This window comes from Nocardiopsis chromatogenes YIM 90109 (genome assembly GCF_000341185.1).
Lineage (GTDB): Bacteria > Actinomycetota > Actinomycetes > Streptosporangiales > Streptosporangiaceae > Nocardiopsis_A > Nocardiopsis_A chromatogenes.
Window position 1 is genome coordinate 1 of sequence record NZ_ANBH01000064.1, and the last position, 22,181, is coordinate 22,181.

17 protein-coding genes and 1 pseudogene are annotated in these 22,181 nt (G+C 74.7%); 16 read left to right on the forward strand and 2 right to left on the reverse strand.

Annotated elements, in window-relative coordinates; translation table 11 throughout:
* Window positions 1-7 precede the first annotated feature (7 nt).
* The 9 genes and pseudogenes from D476_RS0106415 to D476_RS0106455 all read left to right on the forward strand — a co-directional run bounded on the left by D476_RS0106415 (window position 8) and on the right by D476_RS0106455 (window position 10,920).
* Window positions 8-1,564: a PH domain-containing protein gene (locus D476_RS0106415; RefSeq protein WP_239648612.1), complete on the forward strand. Its 1,557-nt coding sequence runs from the start codon at window positions 8-10 to the stop codon at window positions 1,562-1,564.
* Between the two features lie 450 nt (window positions 1,565-2,014).
* Window positions 2,015-2,257 carry a hypothetical protein gene (locus tag D476_RS0106420; RefSeq protein ID WP_017623136.1) on the forward strand — a complete coding sequence of 81 codons (243 nt, stop codon included), beginning with the start codon at window positions 2,015-2,017 and terminating at the stop codon, window positions 2,255-2,257.
* A gap of 211 nt (window positions 2,258-2,468) precedes the next feature.
* On the forward strand, window positions 2,469-3,362 hold the full coding sequence (locus D476_RS0106425; protein ID WP_017623137.1) for a Rossmann-like and DUF2520 domain-containing protein: 894 nt from the start codon (window positions 2,469-2,471) through the stop codon (window positions 3,360-3,362).
* A 51-nt stretch (window positions 3,363-3,413) separates the two neighbouring features.
* Window positions 3,414-4,277: a pantoate--beta-alanine ligase gene (panC, locus tag D476_RS0106430; RefSeq protein WP_017623138.1), complete on the forward strand. Its 864-nt coding sequence runs from the start codon at window positions 3,414-3,416 to the stop codon at window positions 4,275-4,277.
* A 28-nt stretch (window positions 4,278-4,305) separates the two neighbouring features.
* Entirely contained in the window at window positions 4,306-6,933 is a 2,628-nt protein-coding gene (locus D476_RS0106435) for an L-aspartate oxidase (RefSeq protein ID WP_017623139.1), read from the forward strand.
* 49 nt (window positions 6,934-6,982) lie between these two features.
* Window positions 6,983-7,774, forward strand: a complete 792-nt coding sequence (locus D476_RS0106440; protein WP_017623140.1) for a type III pantothenate kinase — start codon at window positions 6,983-6,985, stop codon at window positions 7,772-7,774.
* A 120-nt stretch (window positions 7,775-7,894) separates the two neighbouring features.
* A pseudogene (gene lysX / locus D476_RS32335) lies at window positions 7,895-9,338 on the forward strand (bifunctional lysylphosphatidylglycerol synthetase/lysine--tRNA ligase LysX).
* A 649-nt stretch (window positions 9,339-9,987) separates the two neighbouring features.
* Window positions 9,988-10,218, forward strand: a complete 231-nt coding sequence (locus tag D476_RS0106450) for a LuxR C-terminal-related transcriptional regulator (protein WP_394296923.1) — start codon at window positions 9,988-9,990, stop codon at window positions 10,216-10,218.
* Window positions 10,219-10,326: 108 nt separating this feature from the next.
* Window positions 10,327-10,920, forward strand: a complete 594-nt coding sequence (locus D476_RS0106455; protein ID WP_026123296.1) for an amino-acid N-acetyltransferase — start codon at window positions 10,327-10,329, stop codon at window positions 10,918-10,920.
* 10 nt (window positions 10,921-10,930) lie between these two features.
* On the opposite strand, the gene D476_RS0106460 is transcribed toward D476_RS0106455, so the two are convergent.
* Window positions 10,931-14,185 carry a UvrD-helicase domain-containing protein gene (locus D476_RS0106460; RefSeq protein WP_017623144.1) on the reverse strand — a complete coding sequence of 1,085 codons (3,255 nt, stop codon included), beginning with the start codon at window positions 14,183-14,185 and terminating at the stop codon, window positions 10,931-10,933.
* 575 nt (window positions 14,186-14,760) lie between these two features.
* On the opposite strand from D476_RS0106460, the gene D476_RS0106465 reads away from it, so the two are divergent.
* From D476_RS0106465 to D476_RS32340, 7 genes are all read left to right on the forward strand, one after another.
* Entirely contained in the window at window positions 14,761-15,015 is a 255-nt protein-coding gene (locus D476_RS0106465; protein ID WP_017623145.1) for a hypothetical protein, read from the forward strand.
* Between the two features lie 209 nt (window positions 15,016-15,224).
* Window positions 15,225-15,563, forward strand: coding sequence for a histone-like nucleoid-structuring protein Lsr2 (locus D476_RS0106470; RefSeq protein ID WP_026123297.1), 339 nt, complete (start codon window positions 15,225-15,227; stop codon window positions 15,561-15,563).
* A 510-nt stretch (window positions 15,564-16,073) separates the two neighbouring features.
* On the forward strand, window positions 16,074-18,584 hold the full coding sequence (locus tag D476_RS0106475) for an ATP-dependent Clp protease ATP-binding subunit (protein ID WP_017623147.1): 2,511 nt from the start codon (window positions 16,074-16,076) through the stop codon (window positions 18,582-18,584).
* A 235-nt stretch (window positions 18,585-18,819) separates the two neighbouring features.
* Complete coding sequence (locus tag D476_RS0106480; protein WP_026123298.1) at window positions 18,820-19,020, forward strand: hypothetical protein; 201 nt, start codon at window positions 18,820-18,822, stop codon at window positions 19,018-19,020.
* 1 nt (window position 19,021) lies between these two features.
* Window positions 19,022-19,552, forward strand: a complete 531-nt coding sequence (locus tag D476_RS0106485; protein WP_017623149.1) for a DUF6879 family protein — start codon at window positions 19,022-19,024, stop codon at window positions 19,550-19,552.
* On the forward strand, window positions 19,549-20,400 hold the full coding sequence (locus D476_RS0106490; RefSeq protein WP_017623150.1) for a helix-turn-helix domain-containing protein: 852 nt from the start codon (window positions 19,549-19,551) through the stop codon (window positions 20,398-20,400). The genes D476_RS0106485 and D476_RS0106490 overlap by 4 nt, the downstream gene beginning before the upstream one ends.
* A 142-nt stretch (window positions 20,401-20,542) precedes the next feature.
* Window positions 20,543-20,977 carry a hypothetical protein gene (locus tag D476_RS32340; RefSeq protein WP_017623151.1) on the forward strand — a complete coding sequence of 145 codons (435 nt, stop codon included), beginning with the start codon at window positions 20,543-20,545 and terminating at the stop codon, window positions 20,975-20,977.
* A 212-nt stretch (window positions 20,978-21,189) separates the two neighbouring features.
* Here D476_RS32340 and D476_RS0106500 read toward each other — a convergent pair whose 3' ends face one another.
* On the reverse strand, window positions 21,190-22,065 hold the full coding sequence (locus D476_RS0106500; protein ID WP_017623152.1) for an HhH-GPD family protein: 876 nt from the start codon (window positions 22,063-22,065) through the stop codon (window positions 21,190-21,192).
* Window positions 22,066-22,181: the final 116 nt, after the last annotated feature.

Sequence of the window (22,181 nt, forward strand, 5' to 3'; positions counted from 1 at the left end):
CACGCCCCTGTGGGCGCCGCACCCGTCCGCCCCGCACGCCCCCGCCCCGCACGCGGCCGCCCCCCGGCCGCCGCACGCCTCCGCCCCGCCTCCGCCGCCCGGCCCGCCTCCCCACGGCCCCCCTCCGCCCGGGCCGCCGCCCCCGCCCGGCCCGACGCAGGGGCCCGGCCAGACGCCGTTCGGCGGCGGCAACGTCCGGTTCCTGCCGCCGGGCGCCCCCGGCGGACCGGGCGGACCGCCGGGGCCGCCCCCGCCGCCGCCCGGGCCCCCGCCCCGGCCCGGCGACGACGTCGTGCACGGCCCGCAGCGTCCGCACTGGGCCACCGCCGCCTTCCGCACCGCCGTGGCCACCGTGGTCTTCCTGGCCGTGCTGGGGCCGGTGCTGGCCCCCTTCGGCATGGCCTGGACCGCGCTGATGACCCTGGCCGTGGCCTGCGGCTCCGCCGCCCACGCCATGATGTCCTGGTGGAACAGCGGCTTCGAGCTGCGCGGCGACCACCTCGTCGTGCACGAGGGCCTGCTGCGGCGGATGTCCCGCGAAGTGCCGCTGAGCCGCCTGCAGGCGGTGGACGTGGTCCGGCCGATCCTGGCCCAGGTGTTCGGCCTGGCCGAGCTGCGGGTCGAGCTGGCGGGGGGCGACACCGGCGAGGTGCGGCTGCGCTACCTGTCCCGCCCGCGCGCGGAGCGGCTGCGCGCCGCCCTGCTCGCGCACGCCGCGGGCCTGGCCGGGAACGCCCCCGAGGCCCCCGAGCGGCCGCTGTACAAGCTCCCGTTCCCGCTGCTGCTGGGGGCCCTGGCCTTCCGGCTGCCGGTGCTGCTGGCCTTCCTGGCGTTCATGGTGCTCATGGTCGCCGGGTTCGCCTTCGCCGAGCCGGGCGTGCTGGGCGGGGCGGTGCCGCTGATGCTCGGTCTGGTGCGGGGCTTCCTGGGCCCGCTCATCCGGTACACGGACTTCTACTCCTCACTGTCCCCGGACGGGCTGCGGCTGCGCTACGGGGCGTTCCAGGCGCGGATGCAGACCGTGCCGCCCGGCCGGGTGCAGGCGGTGCGCGTGGTCGAGCCGGTGCTGTGGCGGTCGCTGGGCGTGGTCCGGGTCGAGGCGAACGTCGCCGGGTACGTGGGCGAGCGCCAGATGGACTCTTCGACGCTGCTCCCGGTGGCGCCGCGGAACCTGGCGTTCGCGCTGATCGACGAGGTGTTCCCGGGGGCGCGGTCGGCCGGGGTGCCGCTCCGCCCGGTGCGGGGGAGCCGCCCCGACGGCCCGGCGCTCGGCGTGGACGACCGCCTGTTCGTCACCCGGCGCGGGGTGCTGTGCAAGGTCACCGAGTTCGTGCCGCACGCGCGGATGCAGAGCGTGCGGATGGCGGTCGGCCCCCTGGCCCGGCGCCGGGGGCGGGCCACGGTGGCGGTGGACACCCCGCCGGGGCCGGTGCGGGCGTGGGCGGCGGCCCGCGGCGCCGCCGAGGCGCGCCGCACGGTGGACGCCCTGGCCCGGCTGGGCCATGAGGCCCGGTCCCGCACGGGCGGCCCCGAGCGGTGGGCCACCCGCAGCGACCCGTCCTGAACACCCCTGATCCGTGCGTCGTCCGGGGCGCGAACGGCCCGATGGTGCGTCGTGTCCGCGCCCGTTCCGGTGGATCGGCGGTTCTCTCTCCGTTCTGTTCGTACCGGTGCGTACGGGCCCGCTGAATGGGAGCGGAAAGCACCGGAAACGTCCGAGCCGGAACCGGGTCGGAACTCTTCGCGCCGAAACGCCCCGGTAGGTGGGCGCGAAACCGCCCCGAATCGGTGTGCCCTGGATCACATCACCCCGGAGTACCGCCGGGGTAAGTCCGGAAAAGTCGCCTTACAGTGTGTCCGCACTCGGGTGCCCACCGTGATCGATGCAGGTCGACAGGTATGAACGGCGGGGCGGGTGTGGGTAGATGGTGCTCGAGCCTGCGCGGGACTCACGGACGTACCAACCCTCTCGCCGGCCGGAGACCCCCCGTCCGGCACGCAAAGGAGACAGCCAGTGCTGAAGAAGACCATCGCCACCGGTGCCGTCGTCGCCGCCTCCGCCGCCGTCCTGGCCGCCGGTGCGCCCGCCTTCGCCGACGTGAACAGCGGCTCGTCCGGCAACGGCTCGGTCGTCAGCGGCAACACCGCCCACATCGACGCCAACGTGGGCTCCAACGGCTGCGGCAACGCCACGGCCATCCTCGGCCAGGCCAACGGCAACTGCTGGAACTCCGGGGTCATGGTCATCAAGGGGTGACCCCGCGCCCGCCTCGCGCGGGCCCCAGACCCCCCTCCCCGCGGCGGCGCCCCGCGGGGCGGATCCGGCGCCGGCCCCCAGCGGGCCGGCGCCGGCCCCGTGTACTGGGCCTGCCCGCCCGTCCGGCCCACACGGCGAAGTAAGCTTGGCCGACAGCGTCCGGTACCCGTCAGGGACCGGAACCGAGCAGGCCACCGTTGTGAGGACCGACATGGGCGCAAGCGATGACACGCGGGACCGCCCGGCCCGGCTCGCCGTCGGCGTCATCGGCCCCGGGCGGGTCGGATCGGCGGTGGGCGCGGCGCTGGAGCGCGCCGGGCACCGGGTCGAGGCGGCCACCGCCGTCTCCGAGGCCTCCCGGCGGCGGGTGGCCGAGCGGCTCCCCGGCGCCGAGGTGATGGAGGCCGCCGAGGTGGTCGCCGCCAGCGAGCTGGTGCTGCTGACCGTCCCCGACGACGCGCTCGCCCCCCTGGTGGGCGGCCTGGCCGAGACCGGCGCCCCGCTGGGGGGCAGGCTGCTGGCGCACACCAGCGGCAGCCACGGCCACGGTGTGCTGGCCCCCGCCACCGCGGCGGGCGCCCTGCCCATGGCGCTGCACCCGGTGATGACCTTCACCGGCCGCCCCGAGGACCTGGACCGCCTGGCGAGCTGCAGCTTCGGCGTCACCGCACCCGAGCCGCTGCGCCCCATCGCCGAGGCCCTGGTGGTGGAGATGGGCGCCGAACCGGTCTGGATCGACGAGGACCGCCGCGCCCTCTACCACGCCGCTCTCGCCGGGGGCGCCAACCACCTGGTCACCCTGGTCGCCGAGAGCCGCGAGCAGCTGCGCGCCGCCGGGGTGGCCGACCCCGGGCGGATGCTCGGCCCGCTGCTGGGCGCCGCCCTGGACAACGCCCTGAGGCTGGGCATCGACGGCCTCAGCGGCCCGGTGCTGCGCGGCGACGCCCGCACCGTCCAGGGCCACATGGCCGAGCTGCGCGCCCACGCCCCCGAGAGCGTCCCGGCCTACGTCGTCCTCGCGCGGCTCACCGCCGACCGCGCCCTGGAGGCGGGCCTGCTCAAGCCGCACGACGCAGAACGCCTGCTGGACGTCCTCCAGGCGTGAGGACCGCCCCCCCGCGACCGCATCCCCGCTCCGACCGTGAGGACTCCCCTGATGACCGCACCCGACCGCGCCGCCCCGGTGGTCGCCCGCACCCCCGAGGAGCTGGCCCGGATCCGCGCCGGACTGGGGCGCACCGCCCTGGTGCCCACCATGGGCGCCCTGCACAGCGGCCACCGCGGGCTGATCGCCGCCGCCCGCGAGCGCGCCGAGGCGGTCGTGGTCAGCGTCTTCGTCAACCCGCTGCAGTTCGGCCCCGGCGAGGACTACGAGCGCTACCCCCGCGCGTTCGACGACGACCTGCGCGCCTGCGCCGAGGAGGGCGTCGACGTGGTCTACGCGCCCGGGGTGGAGACGATGTACCCGGGCGAGCAGATCGTCACCGTCGACCCCGGCCCCATCGGGGATGTGCTGGAGGGCGCCTCCCGGCCCGGCCACTTCCGCGGCGTGCTCACCGTCGTCGCCAAGCTCTTCCACATGGTCCGCCCGGACGTGGCGGTGTTCGGCCAGAAGGACGCCCAGCAGCTGGCCGCCATCCGGCGCATGGTGCGCGACCTGGCGTTCGGCATCACCGTGGTGGGCGTGCCCACCGTGCGCGACCACGACGGCCTGGCCACCTCCAGCCGGAACGTGTACCTGTCCGAGGACGAGCGCGCCAGCGCCCTGGCGCTCTCCCGCGCGCTGCTGTCCGGCGCGGACGCCTCGGTCACCGGCCCGGTCGGCATCCTCGGCGCCGCCCGCGAGGTGCTGGACGCCGCGGCCGCGGACACCGTGCCCGTGGAGCTGGACTACCTGGCGCTGGTCGACGCGCACACCTTCGCCGAGGTGCCGCCGGACCACCGCGGCGAGGCCGTGCTGCTGGTCGCCGCCCGCGTCGGGAGCACCCGGCTGATCGACAACGTGCCGCTCACCCTGTGAGCACCGCCGTCCAGGAGGAGGCCCGCCCGTGACCACCGCACCGCCCCCCGGCAGACTCGCCGCCCCGGACCCGGGGTGGACCGTCGAGGCCGACGCCGTCATCGTCGGCTCCGGCGTCGCCGGGCTCAGCACCGCCCTGGGGTACGTCCGCCGTGCCCCCCGCGCCCGCGCGGTGCTGGTCACCAAGGACGTGCTCGACTCCGGCTCCACCCGCTGGGCGCAGGGCGGCATCGCCGCCGCCGTGGGCCCCGGCGACGACCCGGTGGCGCACATGGCCGACACCCTGGAGGCCGGGGCGGGCATGTGCGACCCGCTCGCCGTGCACGTGCTCGCCGCCGAGGGCCCCGCCGCGCTGGAGCGGCTGGTGGCCGCGGGGACCGGGTTCGACCGGGACGCCGGCGGCGGCCTGCAGCTCACCCGCGAGGGCGGGCACCGCGCCGACCGGATCGCGCACGCCGGGGGCGACGCCACCGGCGCCGAGATCGTCCGCGCCCTGGTCGCCGCGGTCCGCGCCGAACCCCGCATCGAGGTGATCGAGCACGCCCTGGCCCTGGACGCGCTGCCCGGCACCGCCCCCGGCGGCGGCCCGGCCGTGCGCGGGGTCACCCTGCACGTGATGGGGGAGGGCGAGCGCGACGGCGTCGGCGCGGTGCTGGCGCCCGCCGTGGTGCTCGCCGCCGGGGGCCTGGGCCAGGTCTTCGCCTCCACCACCAACCCGGCCGTGTCCACCGGCGACGGCGCGGCGCTGGCCGCCCGCGCCGGGGCTCCCCTGGCCGACCTGGAGTTCGTCCAGTTCCACCCCACCGTGCTGTGGACCGGGGCGGGTGCGCGCGGGCGCCGCCCGCTGGTGTCGGAGGCGGTGCGCGGCGAGGGCGCCTTCCTGACCGACGTGCACGGCCGCCGCATCATGGAGGGCGTCCACGAGCTGGGCGACCTGGCCCCGCGCGACGTGGTCGCCGACACCGCCGCCCGCGCCATGGCCGCCACCGGCGCCGACCACGTGCTGCTGGACGCGCGCGCCTTCGGCGCCGCCATGTGGGAGCGCCGCTTCCCCACCATCCTGGCCGCCTGCCGGGAGCACGGCATCGACCCGGTCACCGAGCCCATCCCGGTCGCCCCGGCCGCCCACTACGCCTCCGGCGGGGTGGAGACCGGCACCGACGGCCGCACCGCGGTGCACGGCCTCTACGCGGTCGGCGAGAACGCCCGTACCGGCGTGCACGGCGCCAACCGCCTGGCCTCCAACTCGCTGCTGGAGGGCGCCGTCTTCGCCGAGCGCATCGCCGCCGGGCTGGCCGGGGACCCGCCCGCGCCCGCCGCACCGGCCGCGCCGCCGGTCGGCGCCCCCGCCGCGCTCGCCGACCCCGGCGGCCTGGAGGAGCTGCGCACCCTGATGTCCCGGCACGCGGGCGTGCTCCGCGACGCCGAGGGCCTGGAGCGCATCGCCGAGCACACCGCCTCCATGTTCGCCCGCGGCGCCGCCGCGCCGCCCCGGCCCGGCGTGGAGGCCTGGGAGGCCACCAACCTGGCCACCGTCGCCGCCCTGGTGGTGCGGGCCGCCCGGGAGCGCGAGGAGAGCCGCGGCGCCCACCGCCGCTCCGACCGCCCGGCCCCCGATCCCCGGCTGCGCGGGCGCCCGGTCCGCCTGACCCTGGCCGCCGACGGGGTGCGTGCCCGCCTGGAGGAGCGCCCCGCCGCCGCGCTTCCGCCGGGACTGCGCGACGAACTGGAGGGGATCGGCGCGCCCCTCGCCCGGGACACCGGGTCGGCCGGCCCCGGACAGCGTCCGGAACTGGTGCTGCCGTGGCGCACGGGCGCCGAGGCGCACGTGCACACGGTCCTCACCGCCCTGGCCGAGGACCTGACCCACGGCGCGCGGATCGACGTGACCACCGCCGCCACCGTCCCCGCCGCCCAGGTCAGCACCGCCGACGTCGTGGCGCGTGCGGACGGCACGGTCGCCGGGCTGCCCCTGGCCGAGCTGGCCTTCTGGCTGGCCGCCGAGGGCGCGGTCCGGGTGGAGCGCCGCGCGGCCGACGGCGGCCGCGCCGCCCGCGGCGACGTGCTGATGACCGTCACCGGCCGCACCCGGGACCTGCTCACCGCCGAACGCACCGCGCTGAACCTGCTCACCCACCTGTCCGGGATCGCCACCGCCACCCGCGCCTGGGTCGACGCCGTGGCCGGGACCGGCGCCCGGGTCCGCGACAGCCGCAAGACCCTCCCGGGGCTGCGGGCGCTGGAGAAGTACGCGGTGCGCTGCGGCGGCGGGGAGAACCACCGGATGGCGCTGTCGGACGCCGCGCTGATCAAGGACAACCACGTGGTGGCCGCGGGCGGCGTGGAGGAGGCGGTGCGCGCCGTGCGCGCGGCCTTCCCCGGGGTGCCGCTGGAGGTCGAGGTGGACCGGATGGACCAGGTCGAGCCCGCGCTCAAGGCCGGGGCCGAGGAGATCCTGCTGGACAACTTCGGGCCCGAGCGGCTGCGCTCGGCGGTGGCCCTGGTCGCCGGGCGCGCCCGGCTGGAGGCCAGCGGCGGCCTGAGGCTGGACGCGGCCGCCGAGGTGGCCGCCACCGGGGTCGACTACCTGGCGGTGGGGGCCCTGACGCACTCGTCCCCGGCCCTGGACATCGCCCTGGACCTGCGCCCGGTGTGACCCGGCCCCCGCACCCGCATCCCGCTGACTGAGTGGAGGAACCCCCCGAATGCTCCTGGCGATCGACGTCGGCAACTCCCATACCGTCTTCGGCCTGTTCCGCGGCGAGGAGCTGGTCGACCACTGGCGGGTGGCCACCGACGCCCACCGCACCGCCGACGAGTGGACGGTGCTCATGTCCGGGCTGATCGGCGCCTCGGAGGCCGGCGGCGCGATCGAGGGCATCGCGATGTGCTGCTCGGTGCCCAGCGTCCTGCACGAGATGCGCGAGATGTTCCGGCGCCGCCACCCCGGGGTGCCCGCCGTGGTGGTGGAGCCGGGCGTGCGCACCGGCATCCCGGTGCGCATGGACAACCCCAAGGAGGTCGGCGGCGACCGGATCATCAACGCGCTGGCGGCGGTCAAGCTCTACGGGGGCCCGGCGGTGGTGGTGGACTTCGGCACCGCCACCACCTTCGACGCGGTCAGCGCCCGCGGCGAGTACATCGGCGGCGCCATCGCCCCGGGCATCGACATCTCGGTGGAGGCGCTCTCCCGGCGCGGCGCCCAGCTGCACATGGTGGAGATCGCCACGCCCCGGTCGGTCATCGCCAAGAACACCGCCGAGGCGCTGCGCTCGGGCGTCGTCTACGGGTTCGCCGGGCAGGTCGACGGGGTGGTGGACCGGATGGCCGCCGAGCTGGCCGACCCGGAGGCGGGGGTCGGCGCCGACGACGTGACCGTGGTCGCCACCGGGGGGCTGGCCCCGCTCGTGGTCTCCGAGTGCGAGACCGTCGACGCCCACGAGCCCTGGCTCACCCTGGTCGGCCTGCGCCTGGTCTTCGAGCGCAACACGGGGTGAGGCGGGGGCGGTCCGGCGGGCCCGCGCCGCCGCGGGGCGCCGGGGCAGTGCGGAGCCGCCGATAGGATCGGGGGCGTGAGTGACGTGCTGGACGAAGCCTACGACGACCTGCCCGAGCAGATGCGTGTCCGCCGCGAGAAGCTGGACCGCCTGCGCTCCGAGGGCGTCGACCCCTACCCGGTCGGCTACCCCCGCACCGACGCGATCGGCGGCGGCCGCCGCCAACAANCCGGACACGGCCACCGGGGACCGGGTCGCGATCACCGGCCGCGTCATGCTCTACCGGACCGGCGGCAAGCTGTGCTTCGCCACGCTGCGCGACGACTCCGGGGACATCCAGGTGATGATGTCGCTGGACCGGCTGGGCGCGGATTCCCTGGACGCCTGGAAGCGCGACGTCGACCTGGGCGACCACGTCGGCATCGAGGGCGAGGTCATCACCTCGCGGCGCGGCGAGCTGTCGGTGATGGCCGACTCCTGGGCGCTGACCTCCAAGTGCCTGCGCCCGCTGCCGGAGAAGCACAAGGGCCTGACCGACCCCGAGGCGCGGGTGCGGCAGCGCTACGTCGACCTGATCGTCAACCCCGAGGCGCGCGAGATGGTGCGGCAGCGCTCGGCGGCGATCCGCTCGGTGCGCGACACGCTCGGGGACCGCGGGTTCATCGAGGTCGAGACCCCGATGCTGCAGCAGGTGCACGGAGGGGCCACCGCCCGTCCGTTCACCACGCACATCAACGCCTACGGCCTGGACCTGTACCTGCGCATCGCGCCGGAGCTGTACCTCAAGCGGCTGGTCGTGGGGGGCATCGAGAAGGTCTTCGAGATCAACCGGAACTTCCGCAACGAGGGCGCGGACTCCACGCACAACCCCGAGTTCACGATGCTGGAGTTCTACCAGGCCTACGCCGACTACGACACCATGGCCGAGGTCACCCGGGAGCTCATCCAGGGGGCGGCGCGCGCCGCGTTCGGCTCCACCGTGGTGCCGCGCGGCGAGGAGGGGTTCGACCTGGCCGGGGAGTGGCCGCACGTCACCCTGTACGGCGTGGTCTCCGAGGCGCTCGGGGAGGAGGTCACCCCGCGCACCCCCCTGGAGCGCGTCCGCAAGCTGGCCGACGCCAGGGGCGTGGAGCACAGCCCGGACTGGGGCCAGGGCAAGCTGGTCGAGCACCTCTTCGAGGAGCTGGTCGAGCACACCATCGAGCGGCCCACGTTCGTGCGCGACTTCCCGGTGGAGACCAGCCCGCTCACCCGGCAGCACCGCGAGGACCCGCTGCTCACCGAGAAGTGGGACCTGATCGGCTTCGGGATGGAGCTGGGCACCGGCTACTCCGAGCTGGTCGACCCGGTGGAGGAGCGGCGCCGCCTGACCGAGCAGTCCCTGCTGGCCGCGGGGGGCGACCCCGAGGCGATGCAGCTCGACGAGGACTTCCTGCGGGCGCTGGAGTACGGCATGCCGCCCACGGGCGGCGTCGGCGTCGGCATCGACCGGCTGCTGATGGCCTTCACGGGGCGCAACATCCGCGACACCATCCTGTTCCCCCTGGTCAAGCCGGAGGGGTAGGCGCGGCGGCCCGGGTGGGCCGCCCCGGGCGGGGCGGCCCACCCGGACACGTACTGTTACCCCATCGTGATGTAACGGTGCGGTGGCACCTTGCTGACCTGCGGCGGCGCCGCCGTGTGGGCGCCGAGCGGCGCTCTGTGGGCCCTCTCTAGAGGAGTCCCTGGTCACGAAGGTTATTTCCGCAGGTCACCACTGGCGGGGAAATGATCTGCGCGCCCGCGTGGTCACGTTACGCCTCAGGAGGGTCGCTTAGGGTGATTTGATAGACCTTGACGCCCTCTCTCCCGCCGCTTAGCGTTTTCCAGGCGAGCGGAGTTGTCCGCGCGCCCGACGCAGCAGAAGAGTTCGACGCGAGTGGGGATGGCCGGAGAAGGCCCGACGGTCCTCCGTCCCTTCCCAGGCGTGCGTGCCCGGCCCGGTCTGTCCGTCCCAGACCGAGCACCGCGGGCCGCGTGCCGCTGAGCCTGCGCTCCGTGTGCCAGGAGAGCGCAGGTGCGGTCCCTCGCCCGGGCCCGAGCTGCGGCGGCTTGATGTTCCGCGCTCACCACGGATGAGGGAGGACGGAGTGGAACAGGCAACACTCGAACGGCGTGCCGTGAAGGCCCCCGCGGCCCACTTGCGCGACGGGGGGATGGTGCCCGCCCCCGCGATGCCGCCCCGCGACACCGCACAGCACCTGCCCGCGGCGCAGAGCCTCACCGAGGACGAGATCCAGCTCCTCGCAGAGATCGCCACCGGGGTCACCACCGACGTCGCCGCCCGCCGACTCGAACTCAGCGCCCGGACGCTGCGCCGCCGACTGCGCGCCATCTGCGACCAGCTCGGCGTCAACACCCCGATCGAGGCGGTCGTCTGGGCCGCCCGCAAGCAGCTGATCTGAGCCGACCCGACCGGACCCGCGATGCGCCGTGCCCGGCGCCCCGCCCCGCCCTCCGCGGCGGACGGGGTGCCGGGCACCGCCGTGCGCCAGGCGCTAGGGTTGCCGACCATGGACCCCGCCCAGGACCGGGCGCGGGCGCCGCAGGACCTCGTCACCGTCCGCCGCGCCCGGACCCGCGACGTCGCCCGCATCCGCGGGCTGATCGACACCTACAGCCCCGAGCGCCGGGTGCTCTCCAAGAGCACCGTCACCCTCTACGAGGACGTCCAGGAGTTCTGCGTCGCCGAGCTGGCCCAGAGCCCCGCCGTCGGCGAGGCGCCGCTGGGCCCCCGGACGGTGGTCGGCTGCGGCGCCCTGCACGTGCTCTGGGAGGACCTGGCCGAGGTGCGCACCGTGGCCGTGGACCCGCAGGCGCGGGGGCGCGGCATCGGCCACCGCATCGTCGGCGAACTCCTCTCCCGCGCCCGCGAGCTGGGCGTGCGCCGCGTGTTCTGCCTCACCTTCGAGACCGGCTTCTTCGCCCGCCACGGCTTCGACCCCATCCAGGGGACGCCCGTCTCCCCGCGCGTCTACGAGGAGCTGCTGCGCTCCTACGACGAGGGCGTCGCCGAGTTCCTGGACCTGGAGCGGGTCAAGCCCAACACCCTGGGCAACACCCGGATGCTGCTGCACCTGGACGCCCCGGGCACCCCCCGCGCCTGACCTCGTCCGCTCACATCAGGCGCAGCTGGCGGTCCTTGGGGCGGCGCCGGGCGGCCGACTCCTCGTCCACCGGCATCGTCAGGGCCCCCGGCACCGACGCCAGGAACGGCGAGGGCGCGCTGTCGGCGGCCGACCCGCGCCGGGTGCGGCGGCGGGTCCGGGACAGGTACAGGCGCCGCTGTGCCCGCGTCAGGCCCACGAAGAACAGCCGCCGCTCCTCGGCCTCGGCCTCCGGGTCGCGCCCGGAGCCGGGCAGGCGGAACGGCAGCACGCCGTCCTCGCACCCCACCAGGAACACCACCGGGAACTCCAGCCCCTTGGCGGCGTGCAGGGTCAGCAGCGACACCCGGTCGGCCCGCGGGTCCAGGGCGTCCACCTCGGCGCCGAGCGCCAGCTCGGCCAGGAACCGGTCCAGGTCGTCCCCGCAGCGCCGGGCCAGGGGCAGCAGCAGCTCGCCCGCCGTGCGCGCGGCGGTGGCCGCCTCCTCGTCGGCACGGAGCCGTTCGGCCAGCGCGCCGGCGGCGGCGCCGACCCGGTCGGCCACCGCGTCGCCCGGGGTCAGCGGCAGCTCGGCGGCCAGGGCCCGCACCCCGGGACGGGCGGACAGCCGGTCGTGCGTGCGCTTCTGGAACGGCACCCCGGCGGCGTCGAAGGCGCTCATCACCGCCTCGGCCTGCGCCGAGGTGCGGTAGAGCACGCACATGTCGGCGAAGGACAGCTCCTCGCCCTCCCCGTCGGCGCGCCCGCTGTCCAGCGAGTGCAGCGACGTGCCGCCGAGCAGCCGGTCGATCGCGCGGGCCACGAAGGAGGCCTCGGCACGCTCGTCGGCGGCGGCGTGCACCCCGATGCGCGGCGGGTCGGAGAAGTCGCCGACCGCGCGCAGCTCGCGCCCGGGCACCAGCGAGCCCGGCGCGATGGCCGCCACCGCGGCGTCCACGATGGTGGCGTTGGACCGGTAGTTGCGCGACAGCCGCACCGCCGACGCCCCCGGGTGGTCCTGCTCGAACCGGAGGAAGTAGCCCACGTCCGCGCCGCGGAACCGGTAGATGGCCTGGTCGGGGTCGCCGATCGCGGTGATGTCCCCCTGCGGGCCGCTGAGCAGCCGCAGCAGCGCGTACTGCGTGCCGTCCACGTCCTGGTACTCGTCGACGCTCACCGACGTCCAGCGGCGCCGGTAGGCCTCGGCCAGGGCGGGGTCCTCCGACAGCAGCCGCACCGGCAGGGCGACCAGGTCGGCGAAGTCCACCAGGTCCTGTTCGCGCAGCCGCTTGCGGTAGGCCTCCACCTCCTCGTCGGGCCCCTCCGCGGGCGCGTCCCGCCGGGCCAGCAGCTCCTGCCCGGCCCGGTGGGACCCGGCGGTCTCGGCGGCGACCTCCAGCGCCCGCTCGGCGTCGGCCACGCCGAAGCGCTCGGTGAGCCCGGCGCGCGCGTGCTGTTCGCGCAGCACCGTCAGGCCGAGCCCGTGGAAGGTGGTCACGGTGAGCGGGTCGGCGTGCGCCCCGAGCAGCTCCTCCAGCCGCTCGCGCAGCTCGGCGGCGGCGCGGCGGGTGAAGGTGATGGCCAGGCAGCGCTCCGGGGGCAGGCCGCGCTCGGCCACCTTGTGCGCGATGCGGCGGGTCAGGGTGCGCGTCTTGCCGGTGCCGGGGCCCGCGACGATGAGCAGCGGGCCGTCGGGGTGCTCGGCGGCGGCGCGCTGCTCGGGGTCCAGCCCGTCGAGCAGGCCCCGGGAGGAGGGGCCCTCGGCGGCGGGGCCGTCGGGGAAGAGCGCGGGGGCCGCGGCCTGCGGGGCCCCGGGGGGAGTCCCGCCGTCGCCCTCCGGGGCCGCGGGCTCCTCGGCGGGCGCCCCGGCCCCGGCGTCCTCCCGGCTCGGGCCGTCGAGCCGCGGGGGCCGCTCCGCTCGGGCGTCCGGCTTCGCCGACGCCCTCTGCGCCCCCTTATTCTGGGCCCCCTTCCCGCCGCCCTTCGCCCCCGCGGCGGTGTCGGGAAGGTCGAACAGGGCGGCCTCGCCCGGGGCGGCCAGCTCCTCGGGGCGGAACATGCGGATCACGCCGTACTCGCCGTCGTACCCGGCGTCGCGGATCACCTCGTCGCGGCGGAGCCGGTCCACCGCCTCGGCCAGCAGCTCGCCGCCGTGCCGCCGCACCTCGTCGAGCGGGCTGCGGGTGAGGATCTCCAGCTCGGGCCCGAGCGCGGCGACCAGCCGGTCCACCTCGCCGCGGACCCGCTTGCTCTTGGGGCCCACCCCGACGATCTCGCTCACCATCTCCGGCAGCGGCACCAGGTTGGTGAAGGCCGCCGCGCCCTCCGGGCGGTACCCGGCGGGCCGCTCGGCCAGCTCGCCCACCCGGTGGGCGGTGCCGACGGTCAGCGGGCGCCCGCACTCCGGGCAGCGGCCGCCGTGGCCGCGCGTGTCCCGCGGATCCAGCCGCACCCCGCACTTGCGGTGCCCGTCCAGGTGGTACTTGCCGTGCTCGGGGAAGAACTCCACCGTCCCCCGGTAGCCCTCGCCGGTCTCCAGCGCGCGCCGCACCGCGTAGTAGTCCAGGTCGGTGTCGAAGCGGGTGGCCTCCCGCGCGAGCATCGGCGGGGAGTGCGCGTCGGAGTGGCTGACCAGGGTGTAGCGGTCCAGCGAGGGGACCGTCCAGTTCATCGCGGGGTCGCTGGACAGCCCGGTCTCCACGGCGAAGACGTGGTCGGCCAGGTCGGCGTAGCAGTCCTCGACCCGGTCGAAGCCGGACTTGGAGCCCAGCACCGCGAACCAGGGCGTCCACACGTGCGCCGGGACCAGGTAGGAGCCCGGGTCGCTGGACAGGGTGATCTCCAGCAGGTCGCGCGAGTCCAGGCCGAGGATGGGGCGCCCGTCCGAGGCGAGATTGCCGATCCGGGCCAAATCCGCGGTGATCGCCTCGGCCGCCGCCATGGACGGGGCGTAGAGCAAATGGTGCACCTTTCGGGTGCGTTCGCCCCTTTTATAGATCGTGGAGATCTCCACCGACAGCATGAAGCGCGGCGCTTTGCGGCACGACGGGGGCAGGGTGCGCAGCACCCGGCGCTCGATTTCGGGCGCCAGCCGGAACAGGCCCGGCTCGGCGGGGACGAGGCCGGAGCGCAACTCCTCGCGCCAGGCCGGGTGAGTGAAATCACCGGTACCGACCACGTCGACGCCCTTGCGCGCCGCCCACCAGGCGAGGTGTTCCAGGTCGCAATCCCTGCTGCACGCCCGTGAGTACTTGGAGTGAATATGCAGATCGGCGTGGAACTCCACGACAGGTCCTTCCCACCAATGCCCGCAGTGGCAGGGCGCGGGCGATCCCGAAGCGGCCGGCGAGGGGTGGGCGCGGCCGCCGGGTGCCACCATCCCACAACCCCCGGGCCGCCGCCGCACCATATGCGAACCCGCGTTCGGAGGGCGTAAAGGGGCGGGTAATCTTGCCGGTGCCATGGAGAACCCGCGCCCCCGGTTCCCGCTCCGGGTCGAGGGGGAGAGGAGGGCTCTGATATACCGGCGGTGACCGCTTCGGGGCCAAAGGCTACGAAGAGTCGTCAATTCGGCATCGAATCGGCTGCGATGCCCGCGGTTAAGGCAGATCGGGAACGCACGGCCCGCGCGGCACGTTATCCGCCCGCCGCCGCCGGAGGCGCCGTAATGGGTCCGCTCGGGACCGTGTGCGGCGCGGTGGTCGGCCGGGGTGTCTATGATGTCGGGGTCCCCACCCGTCAATCCCGGGTATCGCGGGGCGTGTGCGCCGCTTGCCGCGCCACGGCCGAGGCCGAGGGCCGCCGACCCTCTCCGTGGGGTAATTGCTGCATAAAGTAACAACAAGGAAGGGTGTGCGTCCGATGGGCGACGTTTTGTCGGCGCTGATCCCGCCTGCTGTTGTCGCGACGGTCTTCTGCGCGTTCGTCGTCAAGCTGCTCCGCAAGGAGATGGCGCCTCGGACGTCGGACGGCAGGCCGGTCGGCGAGGCCCGGGCCGAGGCGTCCGCGCCCGCCCCGCAGGAGGCGGGGCGCGCGGCCGGAACCGGTGGGCACGACGGTGCGCGCACGCGCCCGGGGGAGGAAGAATCCCCCGGCGAGCAGGGATCGGAGCACTAGCGCGGGACCGATATGGGGCGGATGCGGGCCGGGATATGGCGGCCCGCGGGACACCTGCCGCGGGTCCGAATCGGCCCCGGCGGCGATCTTTTCCGCCCCGGGCGCGCGGGGCGGCGATTTTCGCCGCGTCGAGAATTGTCTTCCGTCCCGGGGGCGGATAGCTTTATATTCAGGTGCCGACGCACCGCACTGCTGAAAGGTCTACATCCATGGCACAAAAGGTTCAGGTGCTTCTCGTCGACGATCTGGACGGCGGAGAGGCCGACGAGACGGTCGCGTTCGGGGTCGACGGAACCAGTTATGAAATCGATCTGAGTACCGACAACGCCTCCAAGCTCCGCGAGCTCCTGGCCCCGTACGTGTCGGCGGCGCGCAAGGCCCCGGCCAAGGCCGGGCGCGGCGGCCGGCGGCAGCAGCGCAGCGCCCCCAGCCGTGAGCGCAGCGCTGAGATCCGGGCGTGGGCCAAGGCCCAGGGCAAGCAGGTGAACGAGCGGGGCCGCATCCCGGCCGCGATCGTCGCCGAGTACGAGGCGGCACAGGGCCGCTAGTCCCCGGACGCGGACCCTCCCCGGTCGGGTCCGACCCGGCCCGGGGGGCGCCGGCGTGCGGCCCTGGCGGTCCGGGCGCGGACGTGTCCGGCCCGCCACGGCCCGTGCCCCGGGTGCCCTGCGGCACCCCCGGCACCGGGTCCGGCGCGGCCCGGGGCGGCCCTGTTCGCTCAGAGCAAATCCCGCAGGAATGCACAGGCGGTCCGCGTGCCCCGCGAAAGCGGAGGGCACGCGGACCGTTCGCTTGCGGCGTAGTCGGAACACCGAAGGCCCGATTGGTAGTTGGATGAGGGTGAACGCCCTATCGTCGGGGAAAGTCTCTGGCAACGATGGTCGGAGGCAACCGGACGATGCGGGTGCGTCCTCCGGTCGGCGGGTGTCCGGCGGCGCGGAGGACGGGTGCGGCAGCGCCCTCCGAGGGCTTTCACCCCCCGAAGGGCCGAAAAGCGGAAAAGCGTGAGGGTCGGAGCTTCCGCCCCTGCCTGACCGCTCTGTGAGGAGCGACGAGACATGTTCGAGAGGTTTACCGACCGCGCACGGCGCGTGGTGGTCCTGGCCCAGGAAGAGGCCAGGATGCTCAACCACAACTACATCGGTACGGAGCACATCCTGCTCGGCCTCATCCACGAGGGTGAGGGCGTGGCTGCGAAGGCTCTGGAGAGCCTGGGGATCAGCCTCGAAGCGGTCCGGCAGCAGGTCGAGGAGATCATCGGCCAGGGCCAGCAGGCCCCCTCCGGCCACATCCCCTTCACCCCGCGCGCCAAGAAGGTCCTGGAGCTGTCCCTGCGCGAGGCGCTCCAGCTGGGCCACAACTACATCGGCACCGAGCACATCCTGCTCGGGCTGATCCGCGAGGGCGAGGGCGTGGCGGCCCAGGTGCTGGTCAAGCTCGGCGCCGACCTGAACCGGGTGCGCCAGCAGGTGATCCAGCTGCTCCACGGCTACCAGGGCAAGGAGCCGCAGGCCACCGGGGCGTCCTCGGAGTCGGCCCCCTCCACCTCCCTGGTCCTCGACCAGTTCGGCCGGAACCTGACCCAGGCCGCCCGGGAGAGCAAGCTCGACCCGGTGATCGGGCGGGACTCCGAGATCGAGCGGGTCATGCAGGTCCTGTCCCGCAGGACCAAGAACAACCCGGTGCTCATCGGCGAGCCCGGCGTCGGCAAGACCGCCGTCGTGGAGGGCCTGGCCCAGAAGATCGTCAAGGGGGAGATCCCCGAGACGCTGAAGGACAAGCAGCTCTACACGCTCGACCTGGGCGCGCTGGTGGCCGGCAGCCGCTACCGCGGCGACTTCGAGGAGCGCCTCAAGAAGGTGCTCAAGGAGATCCGCACGCGCGGCGACATCATCCTGTTCATCGACGAGCTGCACACGCTGGTCGGCGCGGGCGCGGCGGAGGGCGCGATAGACGCCGCCTCCATCCTCAAGCCGATGCTGGCCCGCGGCGAGCTGCAGACCATCGGCGCGACCACGCTGGACGAGTACCGCAAGCACCTGGAGAAGGACGCCGCCCTGGAGCGGCGGTTCCAGCCCATCCAGGTCGACGAGCCGACCATCGCGCACACCATCGAGATCCTCAAGGGGCTGCGCGACCGCTACGAGGCGCACCACCGGGTCTCCATCACCGACAGCGCGCTGGTGGCCTCGGCCCAGCTGGCCGACCGCTACATCAGCGACCGGTTCCTGCCGGACAAGGCGATCGACCTGATCGACGAGGCCGGGTCGCGGATGCGCATCCGCCGCATGACGGCCCCGCCGGACCTGCGCGAGTTCGACGACAAGATCGCCGACGTCCGCAAGGACAAGGAGTCGGCCATCGACGCGCAGGACTTCGAGAAGGCCGCCTCGCTGCGCGACGACGAGAAGAAGCTGCTCAACTCCAAGGCCCAGCGGGAGAAGGAGTGGAAGGCCGGCGACATGGACGTCGTCGCCGAGGTGGGCGAGGAGCTCATCGCCGAGGTCCTGGCCGCCTCCACCGGCATCCCGGTCTTCAAGCTGACCGAGGAGGAGAGCTCCCGGCTGCTGCGCATGGAGGACGAGCTGCACAAGCGCGTCATCGGCCAGGAGGACGCCATCAAGGCGCTCTCCCAGGCGATCCGGCGCACGCGTGCGGGCCTGAAGGACCCCAAGCGCCCCGGCGGCTCGTTCATCTTCGCCGGCCCCTCGGGCGTCGGCAAGACCGAGCTGTCCAAGACGCTGGCGGAGTTCCTGTTCGGCGACGAGGACGCGCTGATCCAGCTCGACATGAGCGAGTTCATGGAGAAGCACACCGTCTCCCGGCTGTTCGGCTCGCCGCCCGGCTACGTCGGCTACGAGGAGGGCGGCCAGCTCACCGAGAAGGTGCGCCGCAAGCCGTTCTCCGTGGTCCTCTTCGACGAGATCGAGAAGGCGCACGGCGACATCTTCAACTCGCTGCTGCAGGTTCTGGAGGAGGGGCGGCTCACCGACGCCCAGGGCCGCAACGTCGACTTCAAGAACACGGTCATCATCATGACCACCAACCTGGGCACGCGGGACATCTCCAAGGGCGCGGCGATGGGCTTCGCCAAGGAGGACGACGAGAAGACCAACTACGACCGGATGAAGGCCAAGGTCCAGGAGGAGCTCAAGCAGAACTTCCGGCCCGAGTTCCTCAACCGCGTCGACGACGTCATCGTCTTCCACCAGCTCTCCCAGAAGGAGATCATCGACATCGTCGACCTGATGGTGGCCAACCTGGACAGCCGCCTGAAGGACCGCGACATGGGCCTGGAGCTGCGGCCCGGCGCCAAGCAGGTGCTCGCCTCCCGCGGCTACGACCCGGTGCTGGGCGCCCGGCCGCTGCGCCGGACCATCCAGCGCGAGATCGAGGACCAGCTCTCGGAGAAGATCCTCTACAACGAGCTGCGCCCCGGCCAGATCGTGGTGATCGACGCCGAGGGCGAGGGCGCCGACGCCCGGTTCACCTTCTCCGGTGTGCCCAAGCCGGACTCGGTCCCCGACGCCCCCCGGGTGGAGGAGACCGCCGCGGGCTCGGCCGAGTAGCCGGACCGCAGAGCGGCCGGGAACGCACCGCCGCACCCGCCCGACCGGCCCGAGCGGGCCCCGCCTCGACGCGAGGCGGGGCCCGCTTTCGCGTGCGCGGACCCGGCGCCCGTCGGGCGGGCGAAATCCGGCCGGGTGCCCTGAAGCCGGTGCGGTGTCCGATTCGGCGAAGGGGTGGCGCGCCCCGGGCCGCTGGCCGACGATGATCACGACGCACCAGGGCCAGGGAGGGCACATGAAGCTCAGGTTCATCGGCACCACGTCGCAGGGAAGCGGTTGCCCCAGCCTCTACGAGACCGACGGCGGCGACTTCGTCGTGCAGGGCCGCCGGCTCACCGACCCCGAGGCCCTGGCCCAGGTGAGGAATGTCCTGGAAGGGGAAGAATTCGTCGTCGTACCCCGTGAGCTCCTGACCCGATACACCCCGAAGGAGTGACGTGGCGGACCTGATCCCCCCGGGCCCGGACCTCGACAGGCTCTTCCGGGACTTCCGCTTCACGGCCTGGCGCCTGGAGACGCGCCGCGCCTACGGCGTGGCCGAGGAGGACCGGCCCTACCGGGAGTGGCTCGCCGGGCGCGATCCGGGGATCGGGTGGTTTGTGCCGTGGCTGGGGCTGGTGCGGGCCGAGACGGCGAAAGGCAAGCGCATGGAGCGGGTCAGGCTGGTCGACGATCCCCCCTCCGACTATCTGAGGTGGGAGCTGTGGGGGACCCCTTACAACCTGGCGGCGGGGGAGGACATCCGGTACCTGCCCCGCGGCCACCCGGTGGTGCGCGAGCTGCCGGCCGAGGACTTCTGGCTGTTCGACAGCGAGGCCGTGGCCCGGCTGTGCTTCGACGGCGACCGGTTCACCGGGGCCGAACTCCTCCGCGGGGCCGAGGAGGTGGTCCGGGCCGCCCGGGCCCGCGACGCCGCGTGGCATTACGCGCTCCCCTACGGCCGGTACCTGTCCACGCTGATCCGATGAACGACTACCAGACGGCGCGGCACGCCCTCGGGACGCGCCTGCGCGAGCTGCGCTCGGACGCCGGGCTGTCCGGCCGCTCCCTGGCGGACCTGCTGGGCTGGCCGCCCTCCAAGGTGAGCAAGCTGGAGAACGGCAGGCAGACCGCCTCCGGCGACGACCTGCGCGCCTGGGCCGCGGCGTGCGCCGCCCCCGGCGCGGCCGGGGAGCTGATCGCCCAGCGGCGGGCGATGGAGACGCACTACGCGAGCTGGCGGCGCCAGCTCGCCGCGGGCACCCGCGCCCGGCAGCGGGCGTTCGGCCAGGACGAGAACGCCTCGGCGCGCATCCGGGTGTTCGAGTCGGCGTGCGTGCCGGGTCTGCTGCAGACCCCCGAGTACGCCCGGCACATGCTCCGCCGCACGGTGGAGCTGCATCGCGCGCCCGACGGCGACGTGGAGGAGGGCGTGCGCGCCCGGATGCGCCGCCAGGAGGTGCTCTACGAGCCGCACCGCCGGTTCGAGGTGCTGATGTGGGAGCCCGCGCTGCGGATGCTCATCTGCCCGGAGGAGGTGATGGCCGGGCAGCTCGACCGGATCGCCGGAATGGTGGGGATGCGGTCGGTGGACATCGCGGTGGTGCCCGCCGGGGCGCGCCTGCGGGTGGTGCCCTCGCACGGGTTCTGGATCTTCGACGACCGGATGGTGGTGGTCGAGACGATCGGCGCCGAGCTGCGGTTGGACGACCCGGAGGCGGTGGTGCCCTACCGGGCGGTGTTCGAGGCGCTGTCGGCGGCGGCGGTGCGGGAGGCGGCCGCGCACCGGCTGCTCGCCCGCATCCGGGGCGACCTTCTGCGCACGCCCGGCCCCTGACCTCCGCACGGCCCCGACACGAGAAATTTCAAGAAACCTCGGGGACGCCGGGAATGGCCGCGCCCTAGCGTCGTGCCCCGGATGGACCGGACCGCGGCGGGCCCCCCCCCCGGGNNGTCGGCGGGCTCGGGGAGGGGGCGCGGTGGAGGCGGGGTGGTCCGGGTGGCGGTTCGGCACGCGGCGCGGGTTCTACAGCGGGGCGGTGGTCTACACGGCCGTCCGGCCGCATCCCGAGGCGCCGGGGCGCACCGAGGAGGTGGAGGCGGCCGACCGGGACGAGCTCGCGGCGGCGCTGGAGGTGCACGCCCTGCTGGACGCCCTGCGCGCCCGGTACGGCCGGGACTGGTCCATCGGCGCGGAGTCGTCCACCGCCGGGCGCCCGCGGTGGGTGTGGGCGGCCCCGCGCGAACCGGGCCGCATGGCGCCCCGGCCGATGCAGCCCGCGGAGCTGGCGGCCTGGCTGGACGCGCACGGCGACCCCCGGCGCGGCGCGGGCGGCGGATCGACGGAGGCCCTGGACGGCGACGGCCGACTTCCCCATCCAGGGCCTCCGCCGAGCCCCCGTCCGCGCGGCTAGCGGGTGGTGCGTGGGTCATGGCCGTAGAAGGGCGCCGGCGGCGCCATGTCCGTCGCAAGGCCGCTGTGTTCTCCGAGGAGCAGGGGAGTCGGCCTTGGCGCGCTGTCGACCGGTGAGAACGCGGCGAGGGGCGCGCCCGAGCGCCGCGCACAGGCCGTGATCCGATCAACACCCCCCAGGGCGCGGCCGCCGGGGCGGGCGCCCCGCGGGGCTCAGCCCGGCAGGGCGTACCGGCCGTCGTCCAGCGGGTCGACGAGGCCGTCGGCGATCAGGGCGTCCAGGGCGCGCTCGCGCTGGACCGGCTCGTCCCAGACCGCGTCGAGGGCGGGCTTGTCCACCGGCCCCGGACTGGCGCGCAGCACCGCCAGCAGGCGGCCGCGGACCTGGCGGTCGGTCCCGGCGTAGCGCTGGCCCCGGCGGGGCGGGCCGTCGTAGGCGGGGTACCCGGCGGCGCGCCATGCGCACCGGTCGGCGATGGGGCAGTCGGCGCAGGCGGGGGAGCGGGCGGTGCACACCAGCGCCCCCAGCTCCATCACGGCCACACTCCAGCGGACCGCGGTGGGCGCCTTTTCGGGCAGCAGCTCCTCGGCGAGCGCCGTCTCGCCCCGGGTCGCGGCCTTGGGCGGGTACTGGCTCCCGGTGACCGCTCTGGCCAGAACCCGGCGCACATTGGTGTCCAGAACCGCGTGCCGCTGCCCGTAGGCGAAACTGGCCACCGCCGCCGCCGTGTAGGCCCCGATCCCGGGCAGGGCGAGCAGCTCGGCGTGGTCGTCGGGGACCCGGCCGCCGTGGCGCTCGGTGATCGTCCGAGCGCACGCGTGCAGGTTGAGGGCGCGGCGCGGGTAGCCCAGGCGGTTCCACATCCGCACCGCCTCCCCCGAGGGCTCGGCGGCCAGGTCGGCCGGCGCCGGCCAGCGGCGCATCCACGCCTCCCAGGCCGGAAGCACCCGCACGACCGGGGTCTGCTGCAGCATGACCTCGCTCACCAGCACCGACCAGGGCGAGGCCCCGTCGGCGCGCCAGGGCAGGTCGCGCGCGTTCCGCTCGTACCAGGCGAGAACCGCGGTGGAATAAGGGTTGTCGATCATGCCCATTCGTGGTCGGAATACGGCGGGTTGAGTAGGTGACACGCCGCGGGAACCGGAATACTACGCCCATGGCGTCAAGTGCTGGACACCCGGGACCGGTCAGCCCCGGGACGTAT

Bases quoted from the DNA above. Each gene is read 5' to 3' on its own strand.
- D476_RS0106425 (WP_017623137.1), top strand. From the start codon at position 2,469: ATGGGCGCAAGCGATGACACGCGGGACCGCCCGGCCCGGCTCGCCGTC.
- D476_RS0106440 (WP_017623140.1), top strand. From the start codon at position 6,983: ATGCTCCTGGCGATCGACGTCGGCAACTCCCATACCGTCTTCGGCCTG.
- D476_RS0106490 (WP_017623150.1), top strand. From the start codon at position 19,549: ATGAACGACTACCAGACGGCGCGGCACGCCCTCGGGACGCGCCTGCGC.
- D476_RS0106470 (WP_026123297.1), top strand. From the start codon at position 15,225: ATGGCACAAAAGGTTCAGGTGCTTCTCGTCGACGATCTGGACGGCGGA.
- D476_RS0106480 (WP_026123298.1), top strand. From the start codon at position 18,820: ATGAAGCTCAGGTTCATCGGCACCACGTCGCAGGGAAGCGGTTGCCCC.
- D476_RS0106455 (WP_026123296.1), top strand. From the start codon at position 10,327: ATGGACCCCGCCCAGGACCGGGCGCGGGCGCCGCAGGACCTCGTCACC.
- D476_RS0106475 (WP_017623147.1), top strand. From the start codon at position 16,074: ATGTTCGAGAGGTTTACCGACCGCGCACGGCGCGTGGTGGTCCTGGCC.
- D476_RS0106450 (WP_394296923.1), top strand. From the start codon at position 9,988: ATGCCGCCCCGCGACACCGCACAGCACCTGCCCGCGGCGCAGAGCCTC.
- panC (WP_017623138.1), top strand. From the start codon at position 3,414: ATGACCGCACCCGACCGCGCCGCCCCGGTGGTCGCCCGCACCCCCGAG.
- D476_RS0106500 (WP_017623152.1), bottom strand. From the start codon at position 22,065: ATGATCGACAACCCTTATTCCACCGCGGTTCTCGCCTGGTACGAGCGG.
- D476_RS0106465 (WP_017623145.1), top strand. From the start codon at position 14,761: ATGGGCGACGTTTTGTCGGCGCTGATCCCGCCTGCTGTTGTCGCGACG.